Here is a 26049-nt window from a genome sequence, read left to right as displayed (position 1 = left end):
TTATTTTTGTATCGCAACATCAGTAAGAATCGCATCAAATATATCTTTTTGCGTGAAGGTATCTGTAAAAATAGTTTCTCTAGCAACTTCAATTGTATCGTGCGGATTATACCATTTTTGTAGGGAATCCTCACCAAATTCATGCCGTTTTTCCCTTGTGTTATGTCGTCGAATCGTTTCTTTTAATGATAAATCAAAGTAATATGTGTAGGCGTTTCCTTCAAAAAAATGTATTAATTCTGTCAGCATATCACCGTATCTACGACTGTTTAAAATGCCTTCTAAAATAACAAACTCACATTTTCCTTTTCCATACTTTGTAATTTCAAATAGTAAATCATGTGATAAATTTCCCATCGTATCATGTACGCTAAGCATATCTCTACGTACAACATCTTGTGATACTAAAAGTGTACCTTGTCCGAAATGTTCTTGTAGTTGCTTTGCGATTGTTGTTTTACCACTTGCGGAGTTTCCTCTAAGAATGATTAAAGTTGATTTAAGTATAGAATTAGACATAATGTATTCCTCCAACACGAATGATTATATAGAAAATTTTAACAAATCAAGTAAAGAAAGTGTATACTCAATATGATGGATATTTAAAGGAGGGGGCTAGATGGAAGATACATTAAAGAATACACACCCTATATAGAAACGGACATGGTTTCGTTATTTAGGGGCATTTATAATTGTTCAATTACTATTTATTATGTTTGAGAGTACAGGATGTGCACCAAACTTTAAACCTAGTGGGAAAATTTCAAATAGAATTTTACATTCCCAATTTTTCACGGAATGGTTCACTCCATATGAAATCCCTCATTTTAATGTGTTTACAGCTCTTTTTGCGATTACATTGTTACCATACGCACTAATAGGTGTAATGAAAGATTTCACAACAAGAAAAAATATAAATAATTAAAAAGAGGTATTATATGCTATTTCAAAAAGATAATATATCGATTAGATACGTAAAAGAAGAGGATGCACCAATCATTTCAAAATGGCTAACAGACCCAGAAGTCTTGCGGTATTACGAAGGACGCGATAATCCGCAATCTGTAGAAATGGTACTGAATCATTTTATACATAATCCAAATAGTCATGAAAAAAGATGTTTAATAGAGTTTGATGCTGTTCCAATTGGTTACATACAAATGTACCCAATTGATTCTGAGTGGAAAACATTATATGGCTATGAAGAATCACAAAATGTATGGGGAATGGATCAATTTATCGGAGAGCCGACTTATTGGGGAAAAGGAATTGGAACGAAACTCGTTCAGGCAGCAATTACATATATTATGGAGAACACGAGAGCAGAAGCAATCGCAATGGATCCGAAAGTAAATAATGAACGTGCGATAAAATGTTATGAAAAATGCGGCTTTAAAAAAGTGAAGATATTAAAGGAACATGAGCTGCATGAGCGGAAATTAGAAGATTGTTGGATGATAGAATACAAACAAAGGGAGCTGCGCGAAATGAAAAAAGCTTTATTAGTAATTGATGTGCAAGCAGGTATGTATACAGCGGGAATGCCAGTACATAACGGGGAAAAGTTTTTAGAAATATTGCAAGAGCTTATTGGGGAATGTCGTTCTAATGATATTCCAGTTATTTATGTACAACATAACGGACCAAAAGATCATCCGTTAGAAAAAGGTACAGAGGGCTGGAAAGTGCATGAGGCGATTGCTCCGCAAAAAGGGGATCGTATCGTTGAAAAGACGACGCCAGATTCTTTCCATAAGACAAACTTAAACGAAGTATTACAAGAAAAAGGCATTGAACACGTTATTATTTCAGGAATGCAAACAGAGTACTGTGTGGATACGACAACGCGAAGAGCGTTTAGTGAAGGTTATAAAGTAACGTTAGTGAGTGATGCACATAGTACGTTTCATACAGACGTGTTACGTGCGGAAGACATTGTAAAGCATCATAATGTAGTGTTTGGAGCGTTTGCTAATGTTGTTGCGTTAAAAGATTTGAAAGTGACTGCCTCTAAATAAGAGGCAGTTTTTTATTATAAGATATATTAAAAAAATTGTTCGTATAATTTCACATACCATAATGAAAATACACAAAAGGAGCACCACATAATTAAAAGAGGCGCTCCTGCATCAAAATGTTACTTCTTCTTATCTTTATCCAACACATTCTGCTCTTCAGCAAATTCCGTACCATATGCAAAGCGGCGATTAATATGAATGTTATCATTGTTGTGCCTTGTGTGTGAGTGAGAGAAGCGATGAACGATTACTTCAGATAATGTAAAGACAGTAGCGGAAAGGAAACTCCCCCATGCAATTTGCATGTAATTGTCTAATAAAATATTACCGAAAATCCATACGCTTAAATACGTTAGTAAGAAATCCGACATAATGGCACCGGTATTACCTATTCGGTTTAATATGATTTTATCGACGAACATATAGGAAACGATTGTAACAAAGAGACTAAATGAAATAATTTGGACGAACGTTGCAGGGAAAAATAAAGCGAGTCCAATACTAAATGCGATAATGCACGATATAAATTTGATAAGTACTACAGTAAAACCATTCAATATTTACACCTCCGATTTATACATAGTTTTACAATAAATTTAGGAGTTCATACATTGTAACGAATATATTTACATAAAACTTTTTCATGTTCGTTTTTTGTCTAAATATTAAAAAAACAAAGAAAAAATGTTATAGTAAAATGAGAGTATATGACATTTTTAGGTAAGGGGGAATCCATGATGTGGATTACTTCAGAAGTAGAAATTCCAGAGGAGTTAATTGATCATCTTGAACAAGGAAAGTTAGTACTATTTGTTGGAGCGGGAGTTTCTATGAAAGGGAAATCAAACTTACCGAATTTTGATGATCTAGTTGATGAGATTGCGAAAACGTTATATGTAGAAACGCGTGAAATAACAGAACCTCATGATTATTATCTTGGTAAAATTGCGAAAACAAAAGATATACATCAAGTTGCAAGAGATTTAGTTCATATTGAAAAATCAAAGCCGAATCCGCTTCATTATGCGATTCCGAGGTTGTTTCCTTTAGATACGGAAGTCCGCATTGTCACGACAAATTTTGATCGGCATTTTACAACTGCGATGAAAGAAATGAATAGAGAATTAAACGTATATTACGCACCTGCGTTACCTACAGGTAGAGCGTTTAAAGGACTCGCTTACATACATGGCAATATAGAACAAGAGAAAGAAGCTTTAATTTTAACAGATGGTGATTTTGGAAGGGCTTACTTGACCGAAGGCTGGGCAAGAAGGTTTTTAGTTGATTTATTCTCGAATTATACTGTTTTATTCGTTGGATATAGCCATAATGACCCAGTAATGAAATATTTGGCTACTGGTTTACCGCCAAGTACAAGGCGTTATGCATTTGTTGCACAAGGGGAAAATACGTACCATTGGGAGCATTTAGGAATACGGCCGATTGTATACCCGAATAAAGGTAATAATCATCAATCTCTTGTTAAAGCAGTGAAGCGATGGGCAGAATTAATGGGAGATAATTATATTACAAAACGAATGCGAATTCGTGACATAGTAACAGTTCCACCGTCAGTAGAGCAGGAACAATTATCATACATAAAACAATCCATAAAAAAAATTGAAACAGTCCGCTACTTTGTTGAATTTGCTCATGATTATGAATGGGTGGAATGGCTTGAAGCAGAAGGGAAATTACAAAATTTATTTTTAGTTACATCAAACGATAATGAGGTAGATGAATTACTTGCAGAATGGTTGGTGGAACAATTTCTTTTTAGTCATCAAAAAGAATTATTTCAATTAATTTTTAAAAATCATTCTAAAATATCTCCGTTATTATGGAGAACAATTTGTAGCTACTTAAACGAAACGAAAATTAAAATGGACCCGTTGTTGTTTGCAAGATGGACACTTCTTTTATTAGAAACAGCTGAAAAAGATAGTAAATCTATTGAAAAAATTTCTTGCTTACTGCAAAAATGTTCTTTTCCTGAGCATAAAGAAATTGCTTTATTATTACTAACGTTTATTTTGGACGGAAAACTGAAATTGAAGCGGGAAAGAAAATGGGGAAATGATACGCAAGAATCAATAGAACTTGAGGAATCGAGTCGTTTACCAGTGTCTACATTTTCTTATGTGGAGCAAATTTGGAATGAGAAGATGAAACCTCATATTTCCTATTACGCCGTACCAATTATGATGATGGGAATAGAGAAGATGCGAATGTTATCACTACGACAAACGGCACTGAAAAAAAAGGATAAGGAAAATGTTGAAAAAGAGTTTCAGCAAAATGATCTTGCATTTTTAATTCAAATTGTAAAAGAGTGTTTAGCTTATTTGTGTGAAAATAATGAAAAAAAAGCAAATTATTATATTACAGAAATGATAGAAGCAAACAGCATGCTTCAGAACCGAATTGCAATTGATGCGATGAATAAAAATAGATTCGTTAGCGCTGATGCCAAAATGAAATGGTTGTTACAGGAAGGACTTTTTTTAGATATCACGTATAAACACGAAGTTTTTCAACTTATAAAAAATCATTTCGCACTCTCTTTGGAAAAAACAAAGGAAGAGGTTATTCAAATTGTATTGAAGGACCTTGCAGAGGAGAGAGCATTTGATGCTTGTTTAGTTTTAGATTTATTATTCACTTGTGATTCGAATAGTCCATCTACAGCAAAAGGTTATGAGTTAATGAAGAAAAAACATCCTCACTTTCATTCTGATCGATATAGTGTACAAAAGAAAGAGACGGCAGATCAAAGTATTACTTGTAATGTAACTGCTGATGGATTATTGCAGTTGAAAAACGATGAAATTATGAAGCAAGTTCGTCAATTTTCTCAAGATGGTGTTTTTGAACAACGCCATTTTTTAGAGATGTTATCGAAAGCATGTAAGTTGAATACAGAATGGAGTATTTCATTTGCCTATCAATTAGTTGGTATGCACGAAATAAGTAATGAAGTATGGTTTGTTTGTATTAGAGAGTGGCGAAATAATCGAGGATTGACAAATGAACAAATCCAAAAAGTAATTCCGCTATTACAGAAATTTGTTAGAAATACTTCTTTTCATTGGTTAATTAGTAGCTTTCTATATGAAATTAGTAATCGATTAGAAGAGTTAGAGGAAAATAGTATACGCAGTGTGAAACGTTTTGCTTTTTCGGTATTCCCTCAAGTAATGAAAAGTGATACAGATTTTAAGCTTGGAAAACAAGACTTTTACAATGAATCGATCCAACATCCTGTTGGGAAAATGACAGCTGTATTATTAAAACTGTTATCATATGATCATTTATACGATCGTAATGTATATGAATATTTATTTTTATTTGAAGAACAAGTAAGAGTTAGTAAAGTACGGACAAATTTTATGTTAGCTCGTTTAGTAGCAGATGTTACATTTCTTTATCATATTGAGAAGCAATGGTGCCGAAAATATTTGTTGCCATGCTTAGATTTAAAGAAAGAAAATGAGATTACGAAATATGCATGGGCAGGCTTATGTTACACGCAAATCAATTTACCTTTATTTACAGAAATGAAACGATTTATTAAGTATGCAGTAGAACATTTGGAAGTATTACATCCGCATACGAGGGAAGCTTTCTTGAAATGGCTCAGTTTTGTATTTATTAAATGTGTACTGTATTGGGAGCAAAAAACAGATTGGTTATACCCGTTACTTATACAAGAAAATGAAGAAAATAAAATTAAATTTATGCAGTTTTTATGCTATTACGTCAAAACGTTAAGTGCAAAAGAACAACAAAAATTTTGGGCATCTTGGCTCAGTGTATTTTTGCGAGAGCGACCGAAAATGGGTGAAATCACAGCTAGAGAATATGTAATGCTTTTGCGTATTATTTTATTTATGGATGAAATAGTAGAAAGAGGATTATCTATAATAAAAACATTTTCAGGTTTGGTTGGAAAAGGGAATCAAACGGAGTTAAAACAGTTGTTTAATGAAATACTTGAAAAGACAGAAAGTATAAAAATGTATAAAGAATTGTATGCAAATGTATTTTTCACTTTACTACAAACGCTTCAAGAAGCCGATTTACTTGAAAATGAAATCATTCAAATAAAAGAAATATTAATCCAGTATGGAGTAGAAAAATATGTATTAAATGCAATAGATAATGAGATAATTCGCATCGGAATTGTTATGGAGAATTTACAAGAAGAAATGTAGGGCGGAAGTGGAATTTTAAAAAAAATATAAAAAGTTGTTGACAGTGTTTTGAAAAGCGTTCTATAATACGAATCATACTTATTCAATTTCAAAAACATTTGAATAAACAAAGTGCAATGAAGAGATCACAGTAGTGGTTAGTCTTACTGTAACAGAGAACTGGTGGTTGGTGTGAACCAGTACAGGGATAATCATGAATTACAGTCTTGGAGCATCTTTTTCGGAGTAAAGATAGTATTGTCTTTATGAAGAAAAAGCGGTCAATTGATCGTTAACAGTGAAGAGAGGTAGACGGAAAGTTAGTCTACAACTAGGGTGGTACCGCGATAAATATCGTCCCTACTGATTTATTCAGTAGGGACTTTTTGTATTTTAGTGGTCTAACTTGAAAATTAAATATATATGCGTTGAAAGGAAAAGCAGTAGTTGTTGTTTCCCTGTAACAGAGAGCTGGTGGTTGGTGCAAACCAGTACAAAAACAAGAGCGAATTACAGTCCTAGAGCATCTTTTTCGTAGTAAAGATAGTATTGTCTTTATGAAGGGAAAGACGGTCAGATGATCGTTAACAATGAAGAGAGGTAGACGAAATAAGTCTACAACTAGGGTGGTACCGCGATAAATATCGTCCCTACTGATTGGATCAGTAGGGATTTTTTGTACAAAAAAGTGGGTTTTGATTGAGTTGGTAGTGTCCTTATAGTAAGTATTCGTTTAAAATAAGAAGAGGTATCGATTCCACTTAAATTTTGTATAATTTATCAGTTCAGAAAATAGAGAATTTTTCATTCTCTTACTATACTTTTAAAACATTAGAGGAGGATTTCCAAATGGCAAATCATGAATTAGATCAATTACGTAAACAGGTAGATGAAATTAACTTACAACTATTACACCTTTTAAACAAACGTGGTGAAATCGTTCAAAAAATTGGGGAGCAAAAGCAAGTACAAGGTACGAAACGTTTTGATCCAGTACGTGAGCGTGAAGTACTTGATATGATCGCAGAGCATAACGAAGGACCATTCGAAACGTCAACAGTTCAACACATTTTCAAAACAATCTTCAAAGCTAGCTTAGAATTACAAGAAGATGATAACCGTAAAGCATTACTAGTATCACGTAAAAAGAAACAAGAAAATACAATCGTTAATGTAAAAGGTGAATTGATTGGAAACGGAACACAAACGTTCATCATGGGACCTTGTGCGGTAGAAAGCTTAGAGCAAGTTCGCCAAGTAGGGCAAGCGATGAAAGACCAAGGTCTAAAATTAATGCGCGGTGGTGCTTTCAAACCAAGAACATCTCCATACGATTTCCAAGGTTTAGGAGTAGAAGGATTACAAATTTTACGCCAAGTAGCAGATGAGTTCGACTTAGCGATCATTAGTGAAATCTTAAATCCGAACGATGTTGAAATGGCGCTAGACTACGTTGATGTAATTCAAGTCGGTGCACGTAACATGCAAAACTTCGATTTATTACGAGCTGTAGGTAAAGTTAACAAGCCAGTATTATTAAAACGTGGATTAGCAGCAACAATTGATGAGTTCATTAACGCAGCTGAGTACATCATTGCACAAGGTAACGACCAAATTATTCTATGTGAGCGTGGTATCCGCACATACGAAAGAGCGACACGTAACACATTAGACATTTCAGCAGTACCGATTTTAAAGAAAGAAACACATTTACCAGTAATCGTTGACGTAACGCATTCAACTGGACGCAGAGATTTATTATTACCAACAGCGAAAGCAGCACTTGCAATTGGTGCAGATGCAGTAATGGCTGAAGTACACCCAGACCCAGCGGTTGCATTATCAGATTCTGCACAACAAATGGATATTCCAGAATTCCATAGATTCATGGATGAGTTAAAAGGTTTCAAAAATAAATTATCTTAATTCCATATCATATATGCGCTGAAGAGGAAACAGTAGTGCTTATCTCACTGTTAAAGAGAGCTGATGGTCGGTGTGAATCAGTACAAAGATAAGCATGAATTACAGCCTTGGAGCATCTTTTCCGCCAACTTTTGGAGGGAAAGACGGTCAAACGATCGTTACAGAAGAAGAGAGGTAGACGATAGTTGTCTACAACTAGGGTGGTACCGCGATAAACATCGTCCCTACTGAGCGCTCAGTAGGGACTTTTTTGTACAAAAAAATAGTAAAGGGGCAAGAGAAATGAGATACATTACAGCTGGAGAATCACATGGACCGCAGTTAACAGTTATTTTAGAAGGTGTACCAGCAGGTTTAACATTAACATCGGAACATATTAATAAAGAATTATTAAGAAGACAAAAAGGGCACGGACGCGGAAGACGCATGCAAATAGAAACTGATACAGTTGAAATTGTAAGTGGTGTTCGTCATGGGATGACACTTGGCTCACCAATAACGTTAATCGTTAAAAATGATGATTTCAAACATTGGACGAAAGTAATGGGTGCAGAGCCAATTTCGGAAAAAGAAAGTAAAGATATGAAACGTACAATTACAAAACCACGTCCAGGACATGCAGATTTAAACGGTGCAATTAAATATGGACATCGTGATATAAGAAACGTATTAGAGCGCTCATCTGCAAGAGAAACGACAGTTCGTGTAGCTGCTGGTGCAGTTGCGAAACAAATTTTGAAAGAATTAGGCGTAGAAATTGCAGGGCATGTTCTTGAAATTGGTGGGGTACAAGCGAAACGAATTTCAAACTTACCAATAGAAGAAATTCAAACGATTACTGAAAATTCACCAGTTCGATGTTTAGATAAAGAAGTAGAACAAGAGATGATGGATGCGATAGATAACGCTAAAAGTAGTGGGGATTCAATCGGTGGTATTGTTGAAGTCATTGCAGAAGGTATGCCAATTGGTGTTGGTAGTTACGTTCATTACGATCGTAAATTAGATGCAAAACTTGCTGGTGCAATTATGAGTATTAATGCATTTAAAGGTGCTGAAATTGGCGTTGGTTTTGAAGCAGCAAGACAGCCAGGAAGTAAAGTACACGATGAAATATTATGGGATGAAGAAAATGGATACACGAGAAAAACGAATAATGCCGGCGGTTTAGAAGGCGGTATGACAACAGGAATGCCAATTGTCGTAAGAGGTGTTATGAAGCCAATACCTACATTATACAAACCGTTAGCAAGCGTTGATATTGATACGAAAGAAGCATTCCAAGCGAGTATTGAAAGATCTGATAGTTGTGCAGTACCAGCAGCAGGTGTAGTAGCTGAATCTGTTATAGCATGGGAACTTGCACATGCACTAGTCGAACAATTCGGAAAAGATCGTATGGATTTAATTCAGCAAAACATTACGCAACATAATAAATACGCAAAAGAATTTTAATAAAAAGGTGGTTTTAACATGCAAGTAAAAGATCAACTATCATCATTACAACCATATAAACCAGGTAAATCACCTGAACAAATGAAAGAAGTGTACGGAGATCATTCATTTGTGAAATTAGCATCAAATGAAAATCCATTCGGCTGCTCACCACGTGTTTTAGATGAGTTGCAAAAATCGTGGTTGGAACATGCTTTATATCCTGACGGAGGTGCTATAGCGCTTCGTCAAACAATTGCAAATAAGTTACATGTTCAAATGGAACAAATACTTTGCGGTAGTGGTTTAGATGAAGTCATTCAAATAATAAGCCGTGCAGTACTTAGAGCAGGAGATAACATCGTAACGGCTGGTGCAACATTCCCGCAGTACCGTCATCATGCAATTATTGAAGGTTGTGAAGTGAAAGAAATCCCTTTAAATAACGGTGTATACGATTTAGACGAAATTTCGTCAGCAATAAATAATAATACGAAAATCGTATGGATTTGTAATCCGAACAACCCGACAGGCACATATGTGAATGATCGAAAATTGACTCAATTTATTGAAGGTATTAGTGAAAATACGTTAGTTGTCATTGATGAAGCGTACTATGAATACGTAACAGCAAAGGATTTCCCAGAGACATTACCGCTTTTAGAAAAACATAAAAACATTCTTGTACTTAGAACATTTTCTAAAGCGTACGGATTAGCTTCTTTCCGCGTTGGATATGCAATTGGACAGGAAGAGCTAATCGAGAAATTAAATGTCGTACGTTTGCCATTTAACGTATCTTCATTAGCGCAAAAAGCAGCAACGATTGCTTTTGGTGATGACGAGTTTATTGAGGAAATAGTTCGTGTGAATACAGAGGGATTACAACAATACGAAAGCTTTTGTAAGGAAAATGAAATTTCGTTTTATCCATCGCAAACAAATTTCATCTTCTTGCCAGTTGAGAATGCTGGGGAGATTTATGAAGCTTGTGCACACGCAGGATTTATTATTCGTCCGTTCCCAAATGGTGTCCGTATTACAGTCGGAACAAGGGAGCAAAATGAAGGAGTGATTTCAGTGTTAAAACAACACTTTGAAAATAAAAAAAGAAAGTCTCGAGATGAGGAAAATGCGTAAAAAGGTAGTTTTAATTGGAACTGGTTTAATCGGAGGCTCTCTCGCATTAGCAATTAAGAAAGAGCACGATGTAACGATAACAGGTTATGATATATTTCAAGAACAAGTAGAGCGTGCAAAAGAATTACATGTAGTAGATGAAGTAGCAGTAGATTTACAGCATGCATGTGAAGAGGCGCATTTAATTGTGTTTGCTTCTCCAGTTGAAGAAACGAAGAAGTTATTACACAAATTAGCGTCATTTCATTTACGAGAAGATGTTATTGTAACAGATGTTGGTAGTACAAAAGGGACGATCATGAATGAAGCGGAAGCTTTATTTTCAAAGGAAGTTTCTTTTATTGGTGGACATCCGATGGCAGGTTCTCATAAAACGGGAGTTGAAAGTGCAAAAGCACATTTATTTGAAAATGCATTTTATATTTTAACGCCGATGAATCATGTGCCAAATGAACATGTGGAAGAACTAAAGCGTTGGTTACAAGGAACAGGGTCTCATTTTCTCGTTCTAAATACGGAGGAACATGATTATGTAACAGGGATCGTTAGTCATTTTCCGCATCTTATCGCAGCTGGATTAGTAAAGCAAGTGGAGAAACATGCAGGAGATAATCCGCTCATTCATCAATTAGCTGCCGGAGGGTTTAAAGACATTACACGTATCGCATCTAGTAGCCCAAAAATGTGGAGTGATATTGTTAAGCAAAATCGCGAGCATTTAATGGTATTATTAAAAGAGTGGATCTCTGAAATGGAAGATTTATATGATACAGTTTCTACCGGAGATGCAGGCGAGATTCAAAACTATTTTGCAGACGCGAAAGAATACCGTGACTCTTTACCAGTACGAAAGAGAGGGGCAATTCCTGCCTATCACGACTTATACGTCGATGTTTTAGATAAAGTAGGGGCATTGGCTCATATTACGAGTATTTTGGCACGTGAAGAAATTAGTATTACGAACTTGCAAATATTAGAAGCACGTGAAGGGTTGCTTGGGGTATTACGTATTAGCTTCCAAAGAGAAGAAGATCGTATGAAAGCAAAGCTAGCGCTTAGAGAAGAAAAATACCAAACTTATGAAACAATTTAAATGAGAAGGTGAAAACATGAAGGAAAGAACAATAGAACCTGTTAATAACGGATTAAATGGTATTATTACAATTCCAGGAGATAAATCCATTTCACACCGCGCTGTCATGTTCGGCGCGATTGCAGAAGGAAAAACAACAATTAAAGGTTTCTTGCCCGGTGCAGACTGTTTAAGTACAATTTCTTGCTTTAAAGAAATGGGAGTAGAAATCGTGCAAAATGGTGATGAAGTCACTGTAGTTGGTAAAGGATTAGAAGGCTTACAAGAACCGAAAGCTGTATTAGATGTTGGTAATTCTGGTACAACAATACGTTTAATGTCAGGAATTTTGGCAAATACACCATTTTTCTCTTGCGTACAAGGTGATGCATCTATCGCAAAAAGACCGATGAAACGTGTTACAAATCCATTAAAACAAATGGGTGCAAACATTGATGGCCGCGAAGAAGGGACGTTTACACCGTTAACAATACGTGGTGGAGATTTAAAAGCAATTGAATACACTTCACCTGTAGCAAGTGCGCAAGTAAAGTCAGCTATTTTACTTGCAGGTCTTCGTGCAGAAGGTGTAACAGCTGTTACAGAACCACATATTTCGCGTGATCATACGGAAAGAATGCTTGAAGCATTTGGTGTTAACGTAACTCGCGAGGGAAAAACAGTGAAACTTGCAGGTGGACAGAAGTTAACAGCGACAGACGTTCAAGTACCAGGTGACGTATCATCAGCAGCATTTTTCTTAGTAGCAGGTGCAATTATTCCAAATAGTAAACTAGTATTACAAAATGTAGGAATGAACCCAACTCGTACAGGTATTATTGATGTTTTAGAGAAAATGGGTGCTACTTTTACTGTAGAGCCAATTAACGAAGGAGCATCAGAACCAGCTGCAAATATTACAATTGAAACATCTTCATTAAAAGGAATCGAAATTGGCGGAGATATTATCCCAAGATTAATCGATGAAATTCCTGTTATCGCCTTAGCGGCAACGCAAGCAGAAGGAATTACAGTTATTAAAGACGCACACGAATTAAAAGTAAAAGAAACGAACCGTATTGATACAGTTGTTGCGGAGTTAACGAAACTAGGAGCTCGCATAGAAGCAACTGATGACGGGATGATTATTTACGGAAAATCAGCACTAAAAGGCAATACAGTAAATAGTTACGGTGATCACCGCATCGGAATGATGCTTGCAATTGCCGGCTGTCTAGCAGAAGGAAAAACAACAATTGAAGACGCAGAAGCAGTAGGCGTATCATATCCTACATTCTTCGAAGAACTTCAAAAGTTAGCCAAATAAAGTAATAAAAAGCAGATACGGGATGTATCTGCTTTTTATATTGGATTCGTGTCGTTAAGTCCATATAATTTCATTCACCGCACTGGAATATTGAGAATTATGGTACAATTCAAACAAGGAATGGAGGAGAAATATATGAACGTTATACGATTAAAAGAAGATAGCTTTAGAGAAGCATTACGCTTATCGGAATACGCTTTTCAATATAAAGTTGATGAGGAACGATTGCAACAACAACTTACAAGGATGAAAGAAAGTCATGAAATATACGGTATTATGGAAGGGAAAGATGTAGCAGCAAAACTGCATCTTATTCCGTTTCATATATACATAGGCAAAGAAAAATTTAAAATGGGAGGCGTTGCAGGGGTAGCGACGTATCCAGAGTATAGAAGAAGCGGGTATGTAAAAGAATTGCTTCAACATTCACTTCAAACCATGAAAAATGACGGATATACAGTATCAATGCTACATCCATTTGCTGTTTCATTTTACCGTAAATACGGCTGGGAACTTTGTGCGAATCTCTTTGTATGTCATATGACAAAGAGTGATTTAGTTATGAAAAAACAAGTAAATGGTACTGTAAAACGTTTCAATAAAGAAAATCACCCAGAAGAGGTCGAAAAGATTTATGAAACATTTGCAGAACGTTTTTCCGGTATGCTAGTTCGCGATGAAAAATGGTGGTTACAAGCTGTTTATGATGATTTAACATTAGCGATTTATTACGATAAAAATAAAACGGCAGCTGGCTACATGCTATATAAAATAGAAAACTATAAAATGACAGTAGAAGAATTTGTTCCACTGCATAATGAAGCGCGAAATGGTCTGTGGAACTTTATTTGTCAGCATGATTCTATGATTAAAGAATTTGAAATGACAGTAAGTGAAAATGAACCGTTATTATATACACTAAAAGAGCCACGCGTGAAAGCAGAAATAAAACCATATTTTATGGGCAGAATTGTAGATGTGGAGCAGTTCTTAAAACAATATGAGTTGAATTGGAACGATGCACAGCAAGAAGTGATTTTACATATTATAGATTCATTTGCACCGTGGAATAACGTTACAGTGAGGCTTGCAAATCATGAAATAACAATTATAGAAGAAGAAATAAAGGATAAAGGAATTAGGCTAGATATAAATGCATTATCTACTATAATGTTTGGATACAAACGTCCGTTAGAACTTAATGAACTAGAATTAATTAGAGGAAGTGAAGAGGAAATACGAGCGTTTGAGAATATAGTTCCGGTACGTAAAGCATTTATTTATGATTTCTTTTAAAAAATAGGGCTGTCCAAAATCAAATTTTGGGACAGCTTTCTCTTTGGTTGTCGGTTTTTGTCGGTAAGTCGATATATTTTGAAAAACGCTGATATAATTGGAGATGCGCCGATATATCCTGAGAATCGCTGATATAATTAGATTTGCGCTGATATATTCTAATAATCGTTGATATAATTTTTTCACTAAAACGCAACCATACTTTGTCACGCACTTGACTTTTATTCCCTGTAATTTATAATTAAAAACGGAATGAATTTTCATTCCTGGAAATAGAGGTGGAAAAAATGGCTAAAAACAAACAAGAGGATATTTTTGATGCTGCGATGCAACTTTTCGCAGAGCGTGGTTACGATGGCACGACAATTCCAATGATCGCTGAAAAGGCAAAAGTCGGTGCGGGTACTATTTATCGCTATTTTGAAAATAAAGAGGCACTTGTTAACTCATTATTTTCAAAAAGTATGTTAGAGCTTTCTGAAATGATAAAAACGGATTTTCCTGTTGAAGCAAATATTCGTGAACAGTTTAGTCATACGTACAACCGTTTATTTGAATTTGCGAGAAACAATGTGGATGCTTTTTTATTTACAAATTCTCACTGTGATAGTTATTTTCTTGATGAACAGAGTAAGAAAATATTTGATGATTTTATAGGCTTCTTTATGAATATCATTGAAGATGGAATCGCAAAAGGTTTTCTTCGTCCATTGCCTCCAGTTGCTTTAATTATTATTGTATATCAACCGTTAGAACAATTAACGAAAGTAATTGCAACAGGGCAATTAGAATACTCGAAAGAGTTAGTAAAAGAACTGGAAGAAAGCTCTTGGAATGCTATTAGAATCATCTGATTCTATAGCTTATAAGTATAGGAATGAATATTCATTCCTGAATATATTTAAAACATGTGAGTAGGAGAGGATATTTGTGTAACAATAGGAATGAACATTCATTCCGGTAAAGGTAGTTTAATAGAGTTTAAAAAATAATGTAATAGAATGATAGGAATGAACGTTCATTCCTAAAAAGTATTTTTAAAAGGATAGGAATGAATATTCATTCCCTTTAAATTTTCAAAACGGGAGATGATTAAAATGAGTAAGCTGAAAAATTGGAGAAGTTTATCTTTTCTATTATGGATAGTTATTACTATTACAATGATCGTAACGATGCCTAATATGGATAAATTAGTGAAAGAAAAAGGGCACATTACGATTCCTAATACAGAACAAAGTAGTATTGCTGACAAGATGATAAAAGAGATGGATAAAGACGGGACTGAAAAGTATGAAATTATAGCTGTTTTTAATAGTGGAAGTAAAACAGCTTTAACAACTGAGCAAAAAGAGGAGATAATAAAAACAATCAATGCTTTACAAAATGAAAAAGTGAAATTAGGAATTAAGGAAGTTGTTTCACATTTAGATAATAAAGATTTGGAAAAACAATTGATATCTAAAGACAATACGACCATTTTAACGCAAATCTCTGTGGATAAAAAAAATGGTGAAATATCAAAAGTTGCAAATGGGCTTCATAAAAAAGTGCAAACGAAAGGGGTAAAAACGTACTTAACAGGAAGTGATTTAATAGCGGGTGATTTTCTTACTTCCTCTCAAGAGGGAGTGAAGAAGACAGAAGTTATTTCTATCATTTTCATTCTAGTTGTATTAATCATTGTATTTCGTTCACCAATTGTTCCAATTGTATCTCTTCTTACAGTGGGTGTATCATATTTAGTTTCAATGGGGATTATTGCACATCTAGTAGATCAATTTAATTTTCCGTTTTCTAACTTTACACAAGTGTTTGTAGTTGTTGTCCTGTTTGGAGTTGGAACAGACTATAACATTTTATTATATACAAGATTTAAAGAAGAATTAAGTAAACAAGAAAATGCATTTTTGGCTACGAAAGAAACGTTTAAATCAGCAGGGAAAACCGTTTTATATAGCGGGATAGCAGTACTAATCGGTTTTGCATCTCTTGCTTTAGCAAGTTTTAAATTATATCAATCTACTTCAGCAGTAGCAATTGGTGTCGCAGTATTATTACTCGTATTAACTACGTTAAATCCATTTTTCATGGTGCTTTTAGGAAAAGGAATGTTTTATCCAGTTAAAACATTTAAAGGTCATGAGGATAGTCGATTATGGGGATTTCTTGCGAAAAACTCAGTAGCAAGACCATTTGTCGCTTTAATCATTGTATTTGTGATATCGATTCCTTTCGTAATGAAATACTCTAACACACTAAATTACAATGATTTATTTGAAGTAGATAATAAATATGAATCGAAAATGGGGATTAACGTAATAGAAGAGCATTTTCCACCAGGTTTTTCTTCACCAAGTACGTTAGTCATTCAATCAGATAACAAGTTAGATGAGGCGAGTTCGCTTCAAACTTTAGACGAACTAACTGATAAGATTTTGAAAGTGAAAGGTGTTTCAGAAGTATATTCACCGACGCGTCCAACCGGTGAAAGGATAAAAGAACTATATATAAATAAACAAGCGGGAGAACTAAATACAGGATTAGGAGATGCCAATGGTGGTATAAAGGAAATTAATGATGGATTAACTACTGCGAAAGATAAAATGGGTAGTAAAGATTCAAATAGTCTTGCAAACGTTCAAAAATTAATTGATGGAACAACGGAAGCGAAAAATGGTGTAACAGCATTAGGAACAGCTTTAGATCAACTTTCAAATGGCATAAATGACGGAGCACAAGGTGCGCAGCAAATTGAGAGTGGGTTAACTTCAGTAAATGAAAATATTAGTGTATTATCTAATGCAACTTCACAACTTCATGCTGGTTATTCGCAGTTAGAAAAAGGTTTAAGTTCTTACGATCAATACTTCGGAAGTATTTCTCAAGCGATTGATGGTGCGAAAAAAGGCTATGAACAAATTGAAATGTTAATGACGAATTTCATTCAAACGAAACCAGAATTAGCAAATGATCCGAACATACTGCAAACGATAGGGATCGCTAAAGAGGCTCAAAAGCAATTAGGTGAGCTTTCAAATGAATTAAATAAATTAGCAACGCAACATAAAGCGGCAATGGGTTCATTTAAAGAAGCGAATCAAGCGTTATCGAAAGTGGATAACGGCTTAAAAGGCATGAGCGATGGAGTTACTAAGTTACAAAAAGGAGCAGCTGATCTTAAAAATGGATTAAATGAAGGTGCTACAGGTTCAAAACAAATTGCGAACAAGTCATCTGAGTTACAAACCGGATTAACAAAAATAAACGACGGGCAAGGTCAGCTATTAACCGGGCTGAAAGACTTGCAAGAACAGATGGGGCAATTACAATCAGGATTATCTAAAAGTACAGAAGGGCTTGAAAAGGTAAGTAACGGCCTAGGAGATGCTCAAAAATATTTAGGGGAACTAAATGAATCAAAAAGCTCTGAGAAATTTTATATCCCAAAAGAAGTGTTAGAGGGAGAAGATTTCCAAAAAGCATTGAATACGTACATGTCACATGATAGAAAGACTGCTAAAATGACAATCATTTTAGACGTAAATCCATATTCAAAAGAAGCGATGCCAATCATTGAAGAAATTAATAAAACGATAGACGGTACGTTAAATGGTACAGAATTAAAATCGGCGAAAAAAGCAATCGGCGGCACAACAGCTAGAAACGTTGATTTAAAAGAAGTAACAGGCCAAGATTTCTTACGTACAGCTACAATTATGTTAATTGGAATTGCGATTGTATTAATCATTATTACACGGTCATTTTTAAATACAATCTTTATTATTGGATCTTTAATATTAGCTTATTTTGCATCACTTGGCATAAGTGAACAAATTAGTACACACGTATTAAACGTAGAGTCATTAAGCTGGAATGTGCCATTCTTTAGTTTTATTATGATTGTCGCTTTAGGTGTGGATTATAGCATTTTCGTAATGATGCGATACAATGAGTTAGAAGGGGATCCCGCAACGAAAATTGTAAATGCATCTCGTCACATAGGAGGAGTTGTATTATCGGCGGCACTTATTTTAGGCGGTACATTTGCTGCATTAGTCCCTTCAGGTGTATTGACGCTTATACAAGTAGCATCTGTTGTTGGTGTTGCACTGTTACTACTAGCTATCATTGTGATGCCAATATTACTACCTGCTTTAATAGGATTAACGAGTAAAATGAAGAATTATACGAAGAAATTAAGTAAAAGAAAATAAGAAGAATCCCCTTTTAAAAGGGGATTCTTCTTATTTAATAAACTTTTCCATCACGTCTTTATATTTTGCAAACTTTTCATCTTTCATTTCGCCATTTATTTGTATAGGAAGTGAGCGATAAACATTATGCTCCAATTATAAATATTTTGTTCAAAATAACTCCTCTTTAAATTGTGAAATTTGCTTCTATATAATATTGTTTCGTTAAAAAACAAACATTTTATTCAAGGTAGAAAAGGGATGAATAGCAATCAACCGTTGCTATTCATCCATCTTCTACTATATAATAGCTATAGTCTACAATAATTGAGTCGTAATATGCGATTTTTTAAGACAATCGGTGAGAAAACGCTGAAATAAGCGGTATTAGTAGGAGGACACAAATGATTACAGTAAGTAACGTTAGTTTGCGTTTCGCGGATCGCAAATTGTTTGAAGATGTTAACATAAAATTCACGCCAGGTAACTGCTACGGTTTAATCGGAGCAAACGGTGCGGGTAAATCAACATTTCTAAAGATTTTATCTGGAGAAATCGAACAATCAACAGGTGATATACATATTACGCCAGGTGAGCGTCTAGCAGTATTAAAACAGAACCACTTCGAATATGAAGAGTTCCCAGTATTAGAAACAGTAATTATGGGTCACACGCAACTTTATAAAGTAATGCAAGAGAAAAATGCCATTTACATGAAAGAAGATTTTAGTGATGAAGATGGTATGCGTGCTGCTGAACTTGAAGGTGAGTTCGCTGAGCTTAACGGTTGGGAAGCAGAATCAGAAGCTGCAATCCTTCTTAAAGGTTTAGGTATTGGTGAAGATGTTCATGATAAGAAATTGTCAGAATTAACTGGGGCAGAGAAAGTAAAAGTATTACTTGCTCAAGCATTATTCGGTAAACCTGACATTCTATTACTAGATGAGCCTACCAACCACTTGGACTTAAAAGCGATTCAATGGTTAGAAAACTTCTTAATGAACTTTGAAAATACAGTAATCGTTGTATCCCATGACCGTCACTTCTTAAATAAAGTTTGTACGCACATGGCTGATCTTGATTTCGGTAAAATTCAACTTTATGTTGGTAACTATGACTTCTGGTATGAGTCAAGCCAATTAGCTTTAAAATTAACACAAGATGCTAATAAGAAAAAAGAAGAGAAAGTAAAAGAGTTACAAAACTTCATTGCACGCTTTAGCTCAAACGCATCTAAAGCGAAACAAGCAACTTCTCGTAAAAAATTATTAGATAAAATTACATTAGATGATATTAGACCATCATCACGTCGTTACCCATTTGTTGGCTTTACACCTGAGCGTGAAATAGGAAATGACTTATTAACTGTTGAAGGTCTTTCTAAAACAATTGATGGTGAAAAAGTGTTAGATAATGTGTACTTCACTTTAAATAAAGGTGATAAAGTTGCATTTATCGGTCGTAACGATATTGCGATGACAACATTATTTAAAATCCTTATGGGTGAAATGGAGCCAGATAGCGGTTCATTCAAATGGGGCGTTACAACATCTCAATCTTACTTCCCAAGAGATAACTCTAAATACTTTGAGAACAGTGACTCCAACTTAGTTGATTGGTTACGCCAATTCTCTCCACAAGATGAGTCAGAAAGCTTCTTACGTGGTTTCTTAGGCCGTATGTTATTCTCAGGTGAAGAAGTTAAGAAGAAAGTTTCTGTATTATCTGGAGGCGAAAAAGTTCGTTGTATGCTATCTAAAATGATGTTAAGTGGTGCGAACGTAATCACACTTGACGATCCAACGAACCACTTAGACCTTGAGTCTATCACTGCATTAAACAACGGTTTAATCGCATTTAAAGGTACAATGTTATTCACATCTCATGACCATCAGTTCGTACAAACAATTGCAAACCGCATTATCGAAGTAACGCCAAACGGTGTAATCGATAAAGAGGCTACTTACGATGAGTTCTTAGAAAATGAAGAACTTCAAAAACAAGTAGAAGCAATGTACAAAGGTCAATAATAAATGATGAAAAACCTCGCTCTCTTTATGAGAGCGAGTTTTTTTATAATCTTTTATTTTATGAATTGTGAATAATTATACAGAAATAACTTTAGAGAAGAAAAGACCTTTTGATGTTACATATAGAGAAAGGACTGTAATTAAGAATAAACTTGAAATATATGAAGGAATTTAATATACACCGAAAAAAACAAATACTATCTATTGTGAATTTCACTATATTACATTAATGTTCCAGAACTGGAGAAATATTTATTTGCGAAGCAGTAAATAAAGGTTTATAGTATGTGGAGTCATAATTAGTGGATGAGACTTGGGAGAAAACAGAAAATGTTACAAATTTATTTTATTAAATAGAAACCAAGGTCAAAATGTCTAGAAAGAAATAGTTGAATAAATACTAGCTTCAAATTATAATTACTAATATTCTTCATTTAGTTAAACAAACAAAATCTATTTGAAGATAAAAAATTGAATAGAGACAGACTTATAAAAAAATAAGCCTTGGATGATCAAAAGAGGTGGAGAGATGAAGCAATTACTATTAAAGAGTAAGCGAGTGTTAAGCAATCACTTTGGATTTTTCGTGTTTGCCATTATTTTATTCTGGTTAAAAACATACGCAGCATATGTGACAGAATTTAATTTAGGGATATCCAACACAATCCAAAAGTTTTTACTGTTTTTCAACCCGTTAAGCTCAGCAGTTTTATTTTTAGGGCTCGCATTATTTGCAAAGGGGAAACGTGCTTACATTTGGTTAATTGTTATTAATTTGTTAATGTCTATACTGTTATACGCAAACGTAGTATATTATCGCTTTTTCAGTGACTTTATTACGTTCCCGACATTAACACAAACGAATAACTTTGGAGATTTAGGTGGTAGTATTTTTGCATTGCTACACGCATATGATCCACTATATTTCCTAGATACAATCATTTTAATTGTTTTAGTTGCAACAAAATTTGCAAATCCAAAACCAATTCGTGTTGCGAAACATAAATTATCACTAGTATTTGTAGCAGGTATTTTATTATTCAGCATTAACTTAGGTCTTGCAGAATCTGATCGTCCTGAATTATTAACAAGAACATTTGACCGTAATTATATTGTGAAATATTTAGGGGCATACAACTATACGATTTATGATGGCATTCAAAGTGCGAAAGCATCAACAGAACGAGCGTTAGCTGATGGAGATAATATGACAGAGGTTAGAAATTATCTTGCATCAACATATGCAAGTCCAAATCCTGAGTACTTTGGTAAAGGAAAAGGAATGAACGTAATTTATATTCATTTAGAATCATTCCAAAACTTTTTAATTGATTATAAATTAAATGGGCAAGAAGTTACACCGTTCTTAAACTCATTTACAAAAGATGCGAATACGCTATACTTTGATAACTTCTTCCATCAAACAGGACAAGGTAAAACATCTGATGCTGAGTTCATGCTAGAAAACTCAATGTATGGGTTACCGCAAGGATCTGTTTTTACAAATAAAGCTCATAACACGTATCAATCAGCACCAGCTATTTTAGGTCAACAAGGATACACATCAGCTGTATTCCATGGTAATTACAAAACGTTCTGGAACCGTGATGATATTTATAAATCATTTGGTTTCAATAAATTTTTTGATGCGTCGTACTATGATATGAATGAAAAAGATGTAGTAAACTATGGATTAAAAGATAAACCGTTCTTTAACGAATCAATTCCGTTATTACAAACATTGAAACAACCGTTCTATACGAAGTTCATTACGTTATCGAACCATTTCCCTTATCCAATTGATAAAGCGGAAGCAACAATTGAACCAGCGACTACAGGTGATTCATCAGTAGATACGTACTTCCAAACAGCACGTTATTTAGATGAGTCTGTAAAAGGATTTTTGGATTACTTGAAACAATCTGGTTTATACGATAACTCAATTATCGTTATGTACGGTGATCATTACGGTATTTCAGATAACCATGGCGCAGCAATGTCTCAAGTAATGGGTAAAGAAATGAACTCATTTGAAAATGCACAACTGCAACGTGTGCCATTAATCATTCGTGTCCCAGGAATGAAGGGCGGCGTACAACATCAATACGGCGGAGAAATTGATGTTCTGCCGACACTATTACACTTACTAGGTACAGATACGAAAAATTATGTCCAGTTCGGATCAGATTTATTATCACCAGAGCATAAACAAGTCGTTCCATTCCGTAACGGTAACTACGTAAGTCCAACAGTGACTGCACTAAACGGCAAATACTATGATACAGCGACTGGTAACGCTGTTGAATTAACAGACGAAATAAAACAAAATGAACAAATGGTTCAAAAATCACTAAAATACTCTGACCAAGTCGTAAACGGAGACTTATTACGATTCTACACACCGGAAGGTTTTACACCAGTAGATCGTTCGAAGTACAACTATAACCATCGTGATAAAAATAAAACGAAGGTAAAGACGACTGAAGACGGGGAAACGAAATAAATATTAAAGAGCGCTACTCATTTGAGTAGCGCTTTTGTTTGTACATATAACGTTGTCATTATATAGAATTATCTTTCGTTTTTTGTTTTTTGTTTCATCTTTCCAAAGAATACTACACCGGCAATGATAATAATGATAAATGCCCATTTTATGAAAGGATTACTTTCGAAAAATCCAGCGAACCATTTCTCATCTACAATCATTTTCGCAGCAGTATAAGCTAAAACAGCTGCTCCAATCGTAATGATGACAGGGAATCTATCGACCCATTTTAAAATTAAGGTACTGCCCCATACTACTACTGGAATAGATACTAATAGTCCAATGATTACTAAAGAAAAATTACCATGCGCAGCTCCTGCAACAGCGAGAACATTATCAATTCCCATTAATGCATCAGCTATAATAATGGTTTTAATAGCAGACCAAAATCCTTCTTCTGCCTTAATATCATGATCTTTACCTTCAGCAATTAATTTGTAAGCGATCCATATAAGGAGTACACCACCAATTAGAAGTAGCCCTGGTATTTTTAATAACCAAACGACAACTAAAGTAGCGAGGGCTCTAATCGCGATTGCCCCGATAGTTCCCCAAATAATAACTTTCTTTTGCTGATCTTTCGGTAATCGCCTTGCTGCTAACCCAATTACAATGGCATTATCACCGGCTAACACTAAATCAATTACAATGATGGCAAGTAAGGCAGACAAATATTCGGTTGAAAGAAAATCCATATACACATCACTCCTTAAGAGTAATATGTGCTAAAGTGTTGATAATATAAAAAATAGGATTGAATTTGTATACTCAATCCATAATTTCTTACTGTATTTTGATATATATGTTTTAATGCCGTATAATTCGCTTTTGCAATTTTTTTTGCTTGTCGTTTCTTTTTCTTAATTTTCGATTCATCTTTTTGATACGATTTTCTTTTCTATTATCCCAGTTATCACTTCTGATTTCATTAATAGATTTATCTTCCTTAGCACGAAAACGTCTGACTTTTTTTACAAAGGAAAGGGGGATTTTGCCGATAACACCTTGTTTTTCTAATGAGGCCTCTTTACCTTTATACCAATCAGGATGAGATAATAAATAGTCGAAGTCGAATATTAATCTGTACTCTTCATCCATAAAAGTAAACCAGTCTTTTAATGTTCGTTTATTTGTTTGATGAAAATACATAGAGCTAGCAGTCATGGCACAACACCAGTAACTAATATCACTCCATAGTACCCATTCATTCGGCACATCAAGTGTTAAAATTACCATTTTTGAATTTTCTCTACCCCAGGCTTTAGTATTTCGATCTGGATAATTATTTGCTTCCCAGACCCAAATAGGATAGTTACCTTCGTAGTGGGGTAATCTTTTTTTAGCTACACGTACCATCCAATCGTATGAATATATAAAATCGGGATCGATGTTTTCTTTACTTCCTTCTAAATAACCAAGTTTTTTAAATTGTTTCCATGCTGTTTCAGTTTGAACTGTATATACTATCATATGACACCTACTCATTTAAATTAGCCTATAGTATAACATGACATGTTTTTAAGTTAAATTAATGTGATTCTTAATTTCTATTCATATAAGGGAAGTAGGGAGTTGAATTGAATATACGAGAAGTAATACCCAATGCGATAAAAAAAGACTCAATAACCTACTAGAGGAAATCAAGTCTTTTTCATTACATACGATTATCGTGCCAGAAGTTTAATGGGAAGTGTTCGTTCTCACTATAACTTTCTAATTCATATCCTTTTTCTTTCAGCCCCTTAATAATTCCAGGTACTGCTTTAACGGATTGTGGATGAATGTCGTGCATAAGAATAACTTCTGTCGGTTTGTTAGCACCATTTAGAACGTTTTCGACAATTTTAGCTGATGCAGCATCAACAGGCATTTTGTTATATTTCCAGTCTAAAGAATCAATTGTCCAATCCCAAACTTTCAAGCCATTTTCAACAACTTTGTTACGAAGAGCTTCGTTTAATCCTGGCATTGAACCGTAAGATGGACGAGTTAATACTGGTGATTTACCTAGAACGCCAGCGATTAAGCCTTGGTCTTCCTTCATTTCATCTACGTAATGACCTTCTGTGTAAAGTTTCTTGTAGTTATGAGTCATACTGTGCATCCCAACGTAGTGGCCTTCAGCATCTTCACGTTTTACAAGATCAGGGAATGCTTTTACGTTTGAACCAATTAGGAAAAATGTTGCTTTTGCATTTTCTCTCTTTAACATATCTAAAAGCTCAGCTGTGTATTTTCCAGGACCATCATCAAATGTTAAATAAGCGACTTTTCTAACTTGCCCATTATATTGTTTTGGAGCTTCTTTCGGTGCAAGAGATGATTGAATTTCACTTACAAGTTGAACAGATTTTGCTTCATCCTCTGTACTTGCTAGAGCAATATGTGCTGATCCTAAAGCTGCTTCGTATGTAAATAATACCCCCGCGCAAATCAACATAGCCCTTTTTACTAAAGTTGTCATTCGAATTCCATTGTGCATAATTTTCCTTCTCTCTATAAAAGTTCTACTCTACTATATTAGCAATTATAGGGAGGTAATTGCAAAAAAACTTTTTTACAAGTGCAAAAAAGTTTGTTCAAAAATATGCAAGATTTTGTATCAATTGCAGTCTTGAAAAAACAGGGTGATTTTAATGTTTATTATGAAAATTTTCAGGAATTAAATTTGGTTCTTCTAATAATGATGTAGGTGGTTTTTAGGAGAATCGATATCAAAATGAAAGGGGACTAATCATACTTTCGTAGCATTTCATTTTCATTCCAATTATTGATTCGAATATTTTTGTTTTCTATTAAAATATTGGTATAGAAAAAATTAAATTTTAGTCTGGGGAACATTTGATATTATCGGAAGAACTATTTATTTCAT

At 34.6% G+C, this 26049-nt stretch carries 17 protein-coding genes, 2 pseudogenes and 3 other annotated features; of the genes and pseudogenes, 14 read left to right on the top strand and 5 right to left on the bottom strand.

Annotated features, from left to right (window positions below; genetic code table 11):
• Positions 1 to 519 (bottom strand): kinase, encoded by a 519-nt coding sequence (locus ACU8YW_RS14640; protein WP_426934325.1) that lies wholly within the window; start codon positions 517 to 519, stop codon positions 1 to 3.
• 100 nt (positions 520 to 619) lie between these two features.
• On the opposite strand from ACU8YW_RS14640, the pseudogene ACU8YW_RS14635 reads away from it, so the two are divergent.
• The 3 genes and pseudogenes from ACU8YW_RS14635 to ACU8YW_RS14625 all read left to right on the top strand — a co-directional run bounded on the left by ACU8YW_RS14635 (position 620) and on the right by ACU8YW_RS14625 (position 2018).
• A pseudogene (locus ACU8YW_RS14635) lies at positions 620 to 925 on the top strand (YfzA family protein).
• A gap of 13 nt (positions 926 to 938) precedes the next feature.
• Positions 939 to 1472 (top strand): annotated as a pseudogene (locus tag ACU8YW_RS14630) (GNAT family N-acetyltransferase); the annotation flags it as partial.
• A 15-nt stretch (positions 1473 to 1487) separates the two neighbouring features.
• On the top strand, positions 1488 to 2018 hold the full coding sequence (locus tag ACU8YW_RS14625) for a cysteine hydrolase family protein (protein ID WP_033662720.1): 531 nt from the start codon (positions 1488 to 1490) through the stop codon (positions 2016 to 2018).
• 119 nt (positions 2019 to 2137) lie between these two features.
• Here the strand turns inward: ACU8YW_RS14625 and ACU8YW_RS14620 are convergent, their stop codons facing one another.
• On the bottom strand, positions 2138 to 2575 hold the full coding sequence (locus ACU8YW_RS14620; RefSeq protein ID WP_060487163.1) for a YndM family protein: 438 nt from the start codon (positions 2573 to 2575) through the stop codon (positions 2138 to 2140).
• 180 nt (positions 2576 to 2755) lie between these two features.
• Here ACU8YW_RS14620 and ACU8YW_RS14615 point away from each other — a divergent pair, with 180 nt between their 5' ends.
• The 11 genes from ACU8YW_RS14615 to ltaS all read left to right on the top strand — a co-directional run bounded on the left by ACU8YW_RS14615 (position 2756) and on the right by ltaS (position 23135).
• Positions 2756 to 6235, top strand: coding sequence for a DUF4020 domain-containing protein (locus ACU8YW_RS14615; RefSeq protein WP_446894113.1), 3480 nt, complete (start codon positions 2756 to 2758; stop codon positions 6233 to 6235).
• Positions 6236 to 6342: 107 nt separating this feature from the next.
• Positions 6343 to 6579: a binding site (T-box leader), on the top strand.
• A gap of 54 nt (positions 6580 to 6633) precedes the next feature.
• Positions 6634 to 6869: a binding site (T-box leader), on the top strand.
• Between the two features lie 194 nt (positions 6870 to 7063).
• Positions 7064 to 8140 carry a bifunctional 3-deoxy-7-phosphoheptulonate synthase/chorismate mutase gene (locus tag ACU8YW_RS14610; protein ID WP_001273578.1) on the top strand — a complete coding sequence of 359 codons (1077 nt, stop codon included), beginning with the start codon at positions 7064 to 7066 and terminating at the stop codon, positions 8138 to 8140.
• A 9-nt stretch (positions 8141 to 8149) separates the two neighbouring features.
• Positions 8150 to 8369 (top strand) — a binding site (T-box leader).
• 53 nt (positions 8370 to 8422) lie between these two features.
• On the top strand, positions 8423 to 9595 hold the full coding sequence (aroC, locus tag ACU8YW_RS14605; RefSeq protein WP_061673330.1) for a chorismate synthase: 1173 nt from the start codon (positions 8423 to 8425) through the stop codon (positions 9593 to 9595).
• 18 nt (positions 9596 to 9613) lie between these two features.
• Positions 9614 to 10714: a histidinol-phosphate transaminase gene (gene hisC, locus ACU8YW_RS14600; protein WP_426934323.1), complete on the top strand. Its 1101-nt coding sequence runs from the start codon at positions 9614 to 9616 to the stop codon at positions 10712 to 10714.
• A complete protein-coding gene (tyrA, locus tag ACU8YW_RS14595) occupies positions 10707 to 11807 on the top strand; it encodes a prephenate dehydrogenase (protein ID WP_001228146.1) in 1101 nt (366 codons plus the stop codon). Before hisC ends, tyrA begins: the two co-directional genes overlap by 8 nt.
• 16 nt (positions 11808 to 11823) lie before the next feature.
• Positions 11824 to 13113 carry a 3-phosphoshikimate 1-carboxyvinyltransferase gene (gene aroA / locus ACU8YW_RS14590; RefSeq protein WP_000664597.1) on the top strand — a complete coding sequence of 430 codons (1290 nt, stop codon included), beginning with the start codon at positions 11824 to 11826 and terminating at the stop codon, positions 13111 to 13113.
• A gap of 135 nt (positions 13114 to 13248) precedes the next feature.
• On the top strand, positions 13249 to 14409 hold the full coding sequence (locus ACU8YW_RS14585; protein WP_426934322.1) for a GNAT family N-acetyltransferase: 1161 nt from the start codon (positions 13249 to 13251) through the stop codon (positions 14407 to 14409).
• A gap of 287 nt (positions 14410 to 14696) precedes the next feature.
• Complete coding sequence (locus tag ACU8YW_RS14580; protein WP_088063780.1) at positions 14697 to 15263, top strand: TetR/AcrR family transcriptional regulator; 567 nt, start codon at positions 14697 to 14699, stop codon at positions 15261 to 15263.
• A gap of 243 nt (positions 15264 to 15506) precedes the next feature.
• On the top strand, positions 15507 to 18623 hold the full coding sequence (locus ACU8YW_RS14575) for an MMPL family transporter (RefSeq protein ID WP_426934321.1): 3117 nt from the start codon (positions 15507 to 15509) through the stop codon (positions 18621 to 18623).
• A gap of 383 nt (positions 18624 to 19006) precedes the next feature.
• Entirely contained in the window at positions 19007 to 20632 is a 1626-nt protein-coding gene (locus tag ACU8YW_RS14570; protein ID WP_000633870.1) for an ABC-F family ATP-binding cassette domain-containing protein, read from the top strand.
• Between the two features lie 529 nt (positions 20633 to 21161).
• Entirely contained in the window at positions 21162 to 23135 is a 1974-nt protein-coding gene (ltaS, locus tag ACU8YW_RS14565) for a lipoteichoic acid synthase (protein WP_088063778.1), read from the top strand.
• A 68-nt stretch (positions 23136 to 23203) separates the two neighbouring features.
• On the opposite strand, the gene ACU8YW_RS14560 is transcribed toward ltaS, so the two are convergent.
• The 3 genes from ACU8YW_RS14560 to ACU8YW_RS14550 form a co-directional block, all read right to left on the bottom strand.
• Positions 23204 to 23872, bottom strand: coding sequence for a TerC family protein (locus tag ACU8YW_RS14560; RefSeq protein WP_060487154.1), 669 nt, complete (start codon positions 23870 to 23872; stop codon positions 23204 to 23206).
• Positions 23873 to 23984: 112 nt separating this feature from the next.
• On the bottom strand, positions 23985 to 24647 hold the full coding sequence (locus ACU8YW_RS14555; RefSeq protein ID WP_262720085.1) for a DUF3841 domain-containing protein: 663 nt from the start codon (positions 24645 to 24647) through the stop codon (positions 23985 to 23987).
• 184 nt (positions 24648 to 24831) lie between these two features.
• Positions 24832 to 25659 (bottom strand): peptidoglycan-N-acetylglucosamine deacetylase, encoded by an 828-nt coding sequence (locus ACU8YW_RS14550; protein WP_060487153.1) that lies wholly within the window; start codon positions 25657 to 25659, stop codon positions 24832 to 24834.
• Between the last annotated feature and the right edge of the window lie 390 nt (positions 25660 to 26049).

The organism is Bacillus pretiosus (genome assembly GCF_052947655.1).
The sequence above is the reverse complement of the archived record's forward strand: the minus strand, read 5'-3'. Positions and strand labels throughout refer to the sequence as shown.

What these genes read in the sequence shown, in the direction of transcription:
- aroC (WP_061673330.1), top strand. Translation starts at nt 8,423, where the DNA reads ATGAGATACATTACAGCTGGAGAATCACATGGACCGCAGTTAACAGTT.
- hisC (WP_426934323.1), top strand. Translation starts at nt 9,614, where the DNA reads ATGCAAGTAAAAGATCAACTATCATCATTACAACCATATAAACCAGGT.
- ACU8YW_RS14615 (WP_446894113.1), top strand. Translation starts at nt 2,756, where the DNA reads ATGTGGATTACTTCAGAAGTAGAAATTCCAGAGGAGTTAATTGATCAT.
- ACU8YW_RS14585 (WP_426934322.1), top strand. Translation starts at nt 13,249, where the DNA reads ATGAACGTTATACGATTAAAAGAAGATAGCTTTAGAGAAGCATTACGC.
- ACU8YW_RS14625 (WP_033662720.1), top strand. Translation starts at nt 1,488, where the DNA reads ATGAAAAAAGCTTTATTAGTAATTGATGTGCAAGCAGGTATGTATACA.
- ACU8YW_RS14570 (WP_000633870.1), top strand. Translation starts at nt 19,007, where the DNA reads ATGATTACAGTAAGTAACGTTAGTTTGCGTTTCGCGGATCGCAAATTG.
- ACU8YW_RS14555 (WP_262720085.1), bottom strand. Translation starts at nt 24,647, where the DNA reads ATGATAGTATATACAGTTCAAACTGAAACAGCATGGAAACAATTTAAA.
- ACU8YW_RS14575 (WP_426934321.1), top strand. Translation starts at nt 15,507, where the DNA reads ATGAGTAAGCTGAAAAATTGGAGAAGTTTATCTTTTCTATTATGGATA.
- ACU8YW_RS14550 (WP_060487153.1), bottom strand. Translation starts at nt 25,659, where the DNA reads ATGCACAATGGAATTCGAATGACAACTTTAGTAAAAAGGGCTATGTTG.
- ACU8YW_RS14640 (WP_426934325.1), bottom strand. Translation starts at nt 519, where the DNA reads ATGTCTAATTCTATACTTAAATCAACTTTAATCATTCTTAGAGGAAAC.
- ltaS (WP_088063778.1), top strand. Translation starts at nt 21,162, where the DNA reads ATGAAGCAATTACTATTAAAGAGTAAGCGAGTGTTAAGCAATCACTTT.
- ACU8YW_RS14580 (WP_088063780.1), top strand. Translation starts at nt 14,697, where the DNA reads ATGGCTAAAAACAAACAAGAGGATATTTTTGATGCTGCGATGCAACTT.
- tyrA (WP_001228146.1), top strand. Translation starts at nt 10,707, where the DNA reads ATGCGTAAAAAGGTAGTTTTAATTGGAACTGGTTTAATCGGAGGCTCT.
- ACU8YW_RS14610 (WP_001273578.1), top strand. Translation starts at nt 7,064, where the DNA reads ATGGCAAATCATGAATTAGATCAATTACGTAAACAGGTAGATGAAATT.
- aroA (WP_000664597.1), top strand. Translation starts at nt 11,824, where the DNA reads ATGAAGGAAAGAACAATAGAACCTGTTAATAACGGATTAAATGGTATT.
- ACU8YW_RS14560 (WP_060487154.1), bottom strand. Translation starts at nt 23,872, where the DNA reads ATGGATTTTCTTTCAACCGAATATTTGTCTGCCTTACTTGCCATCATT.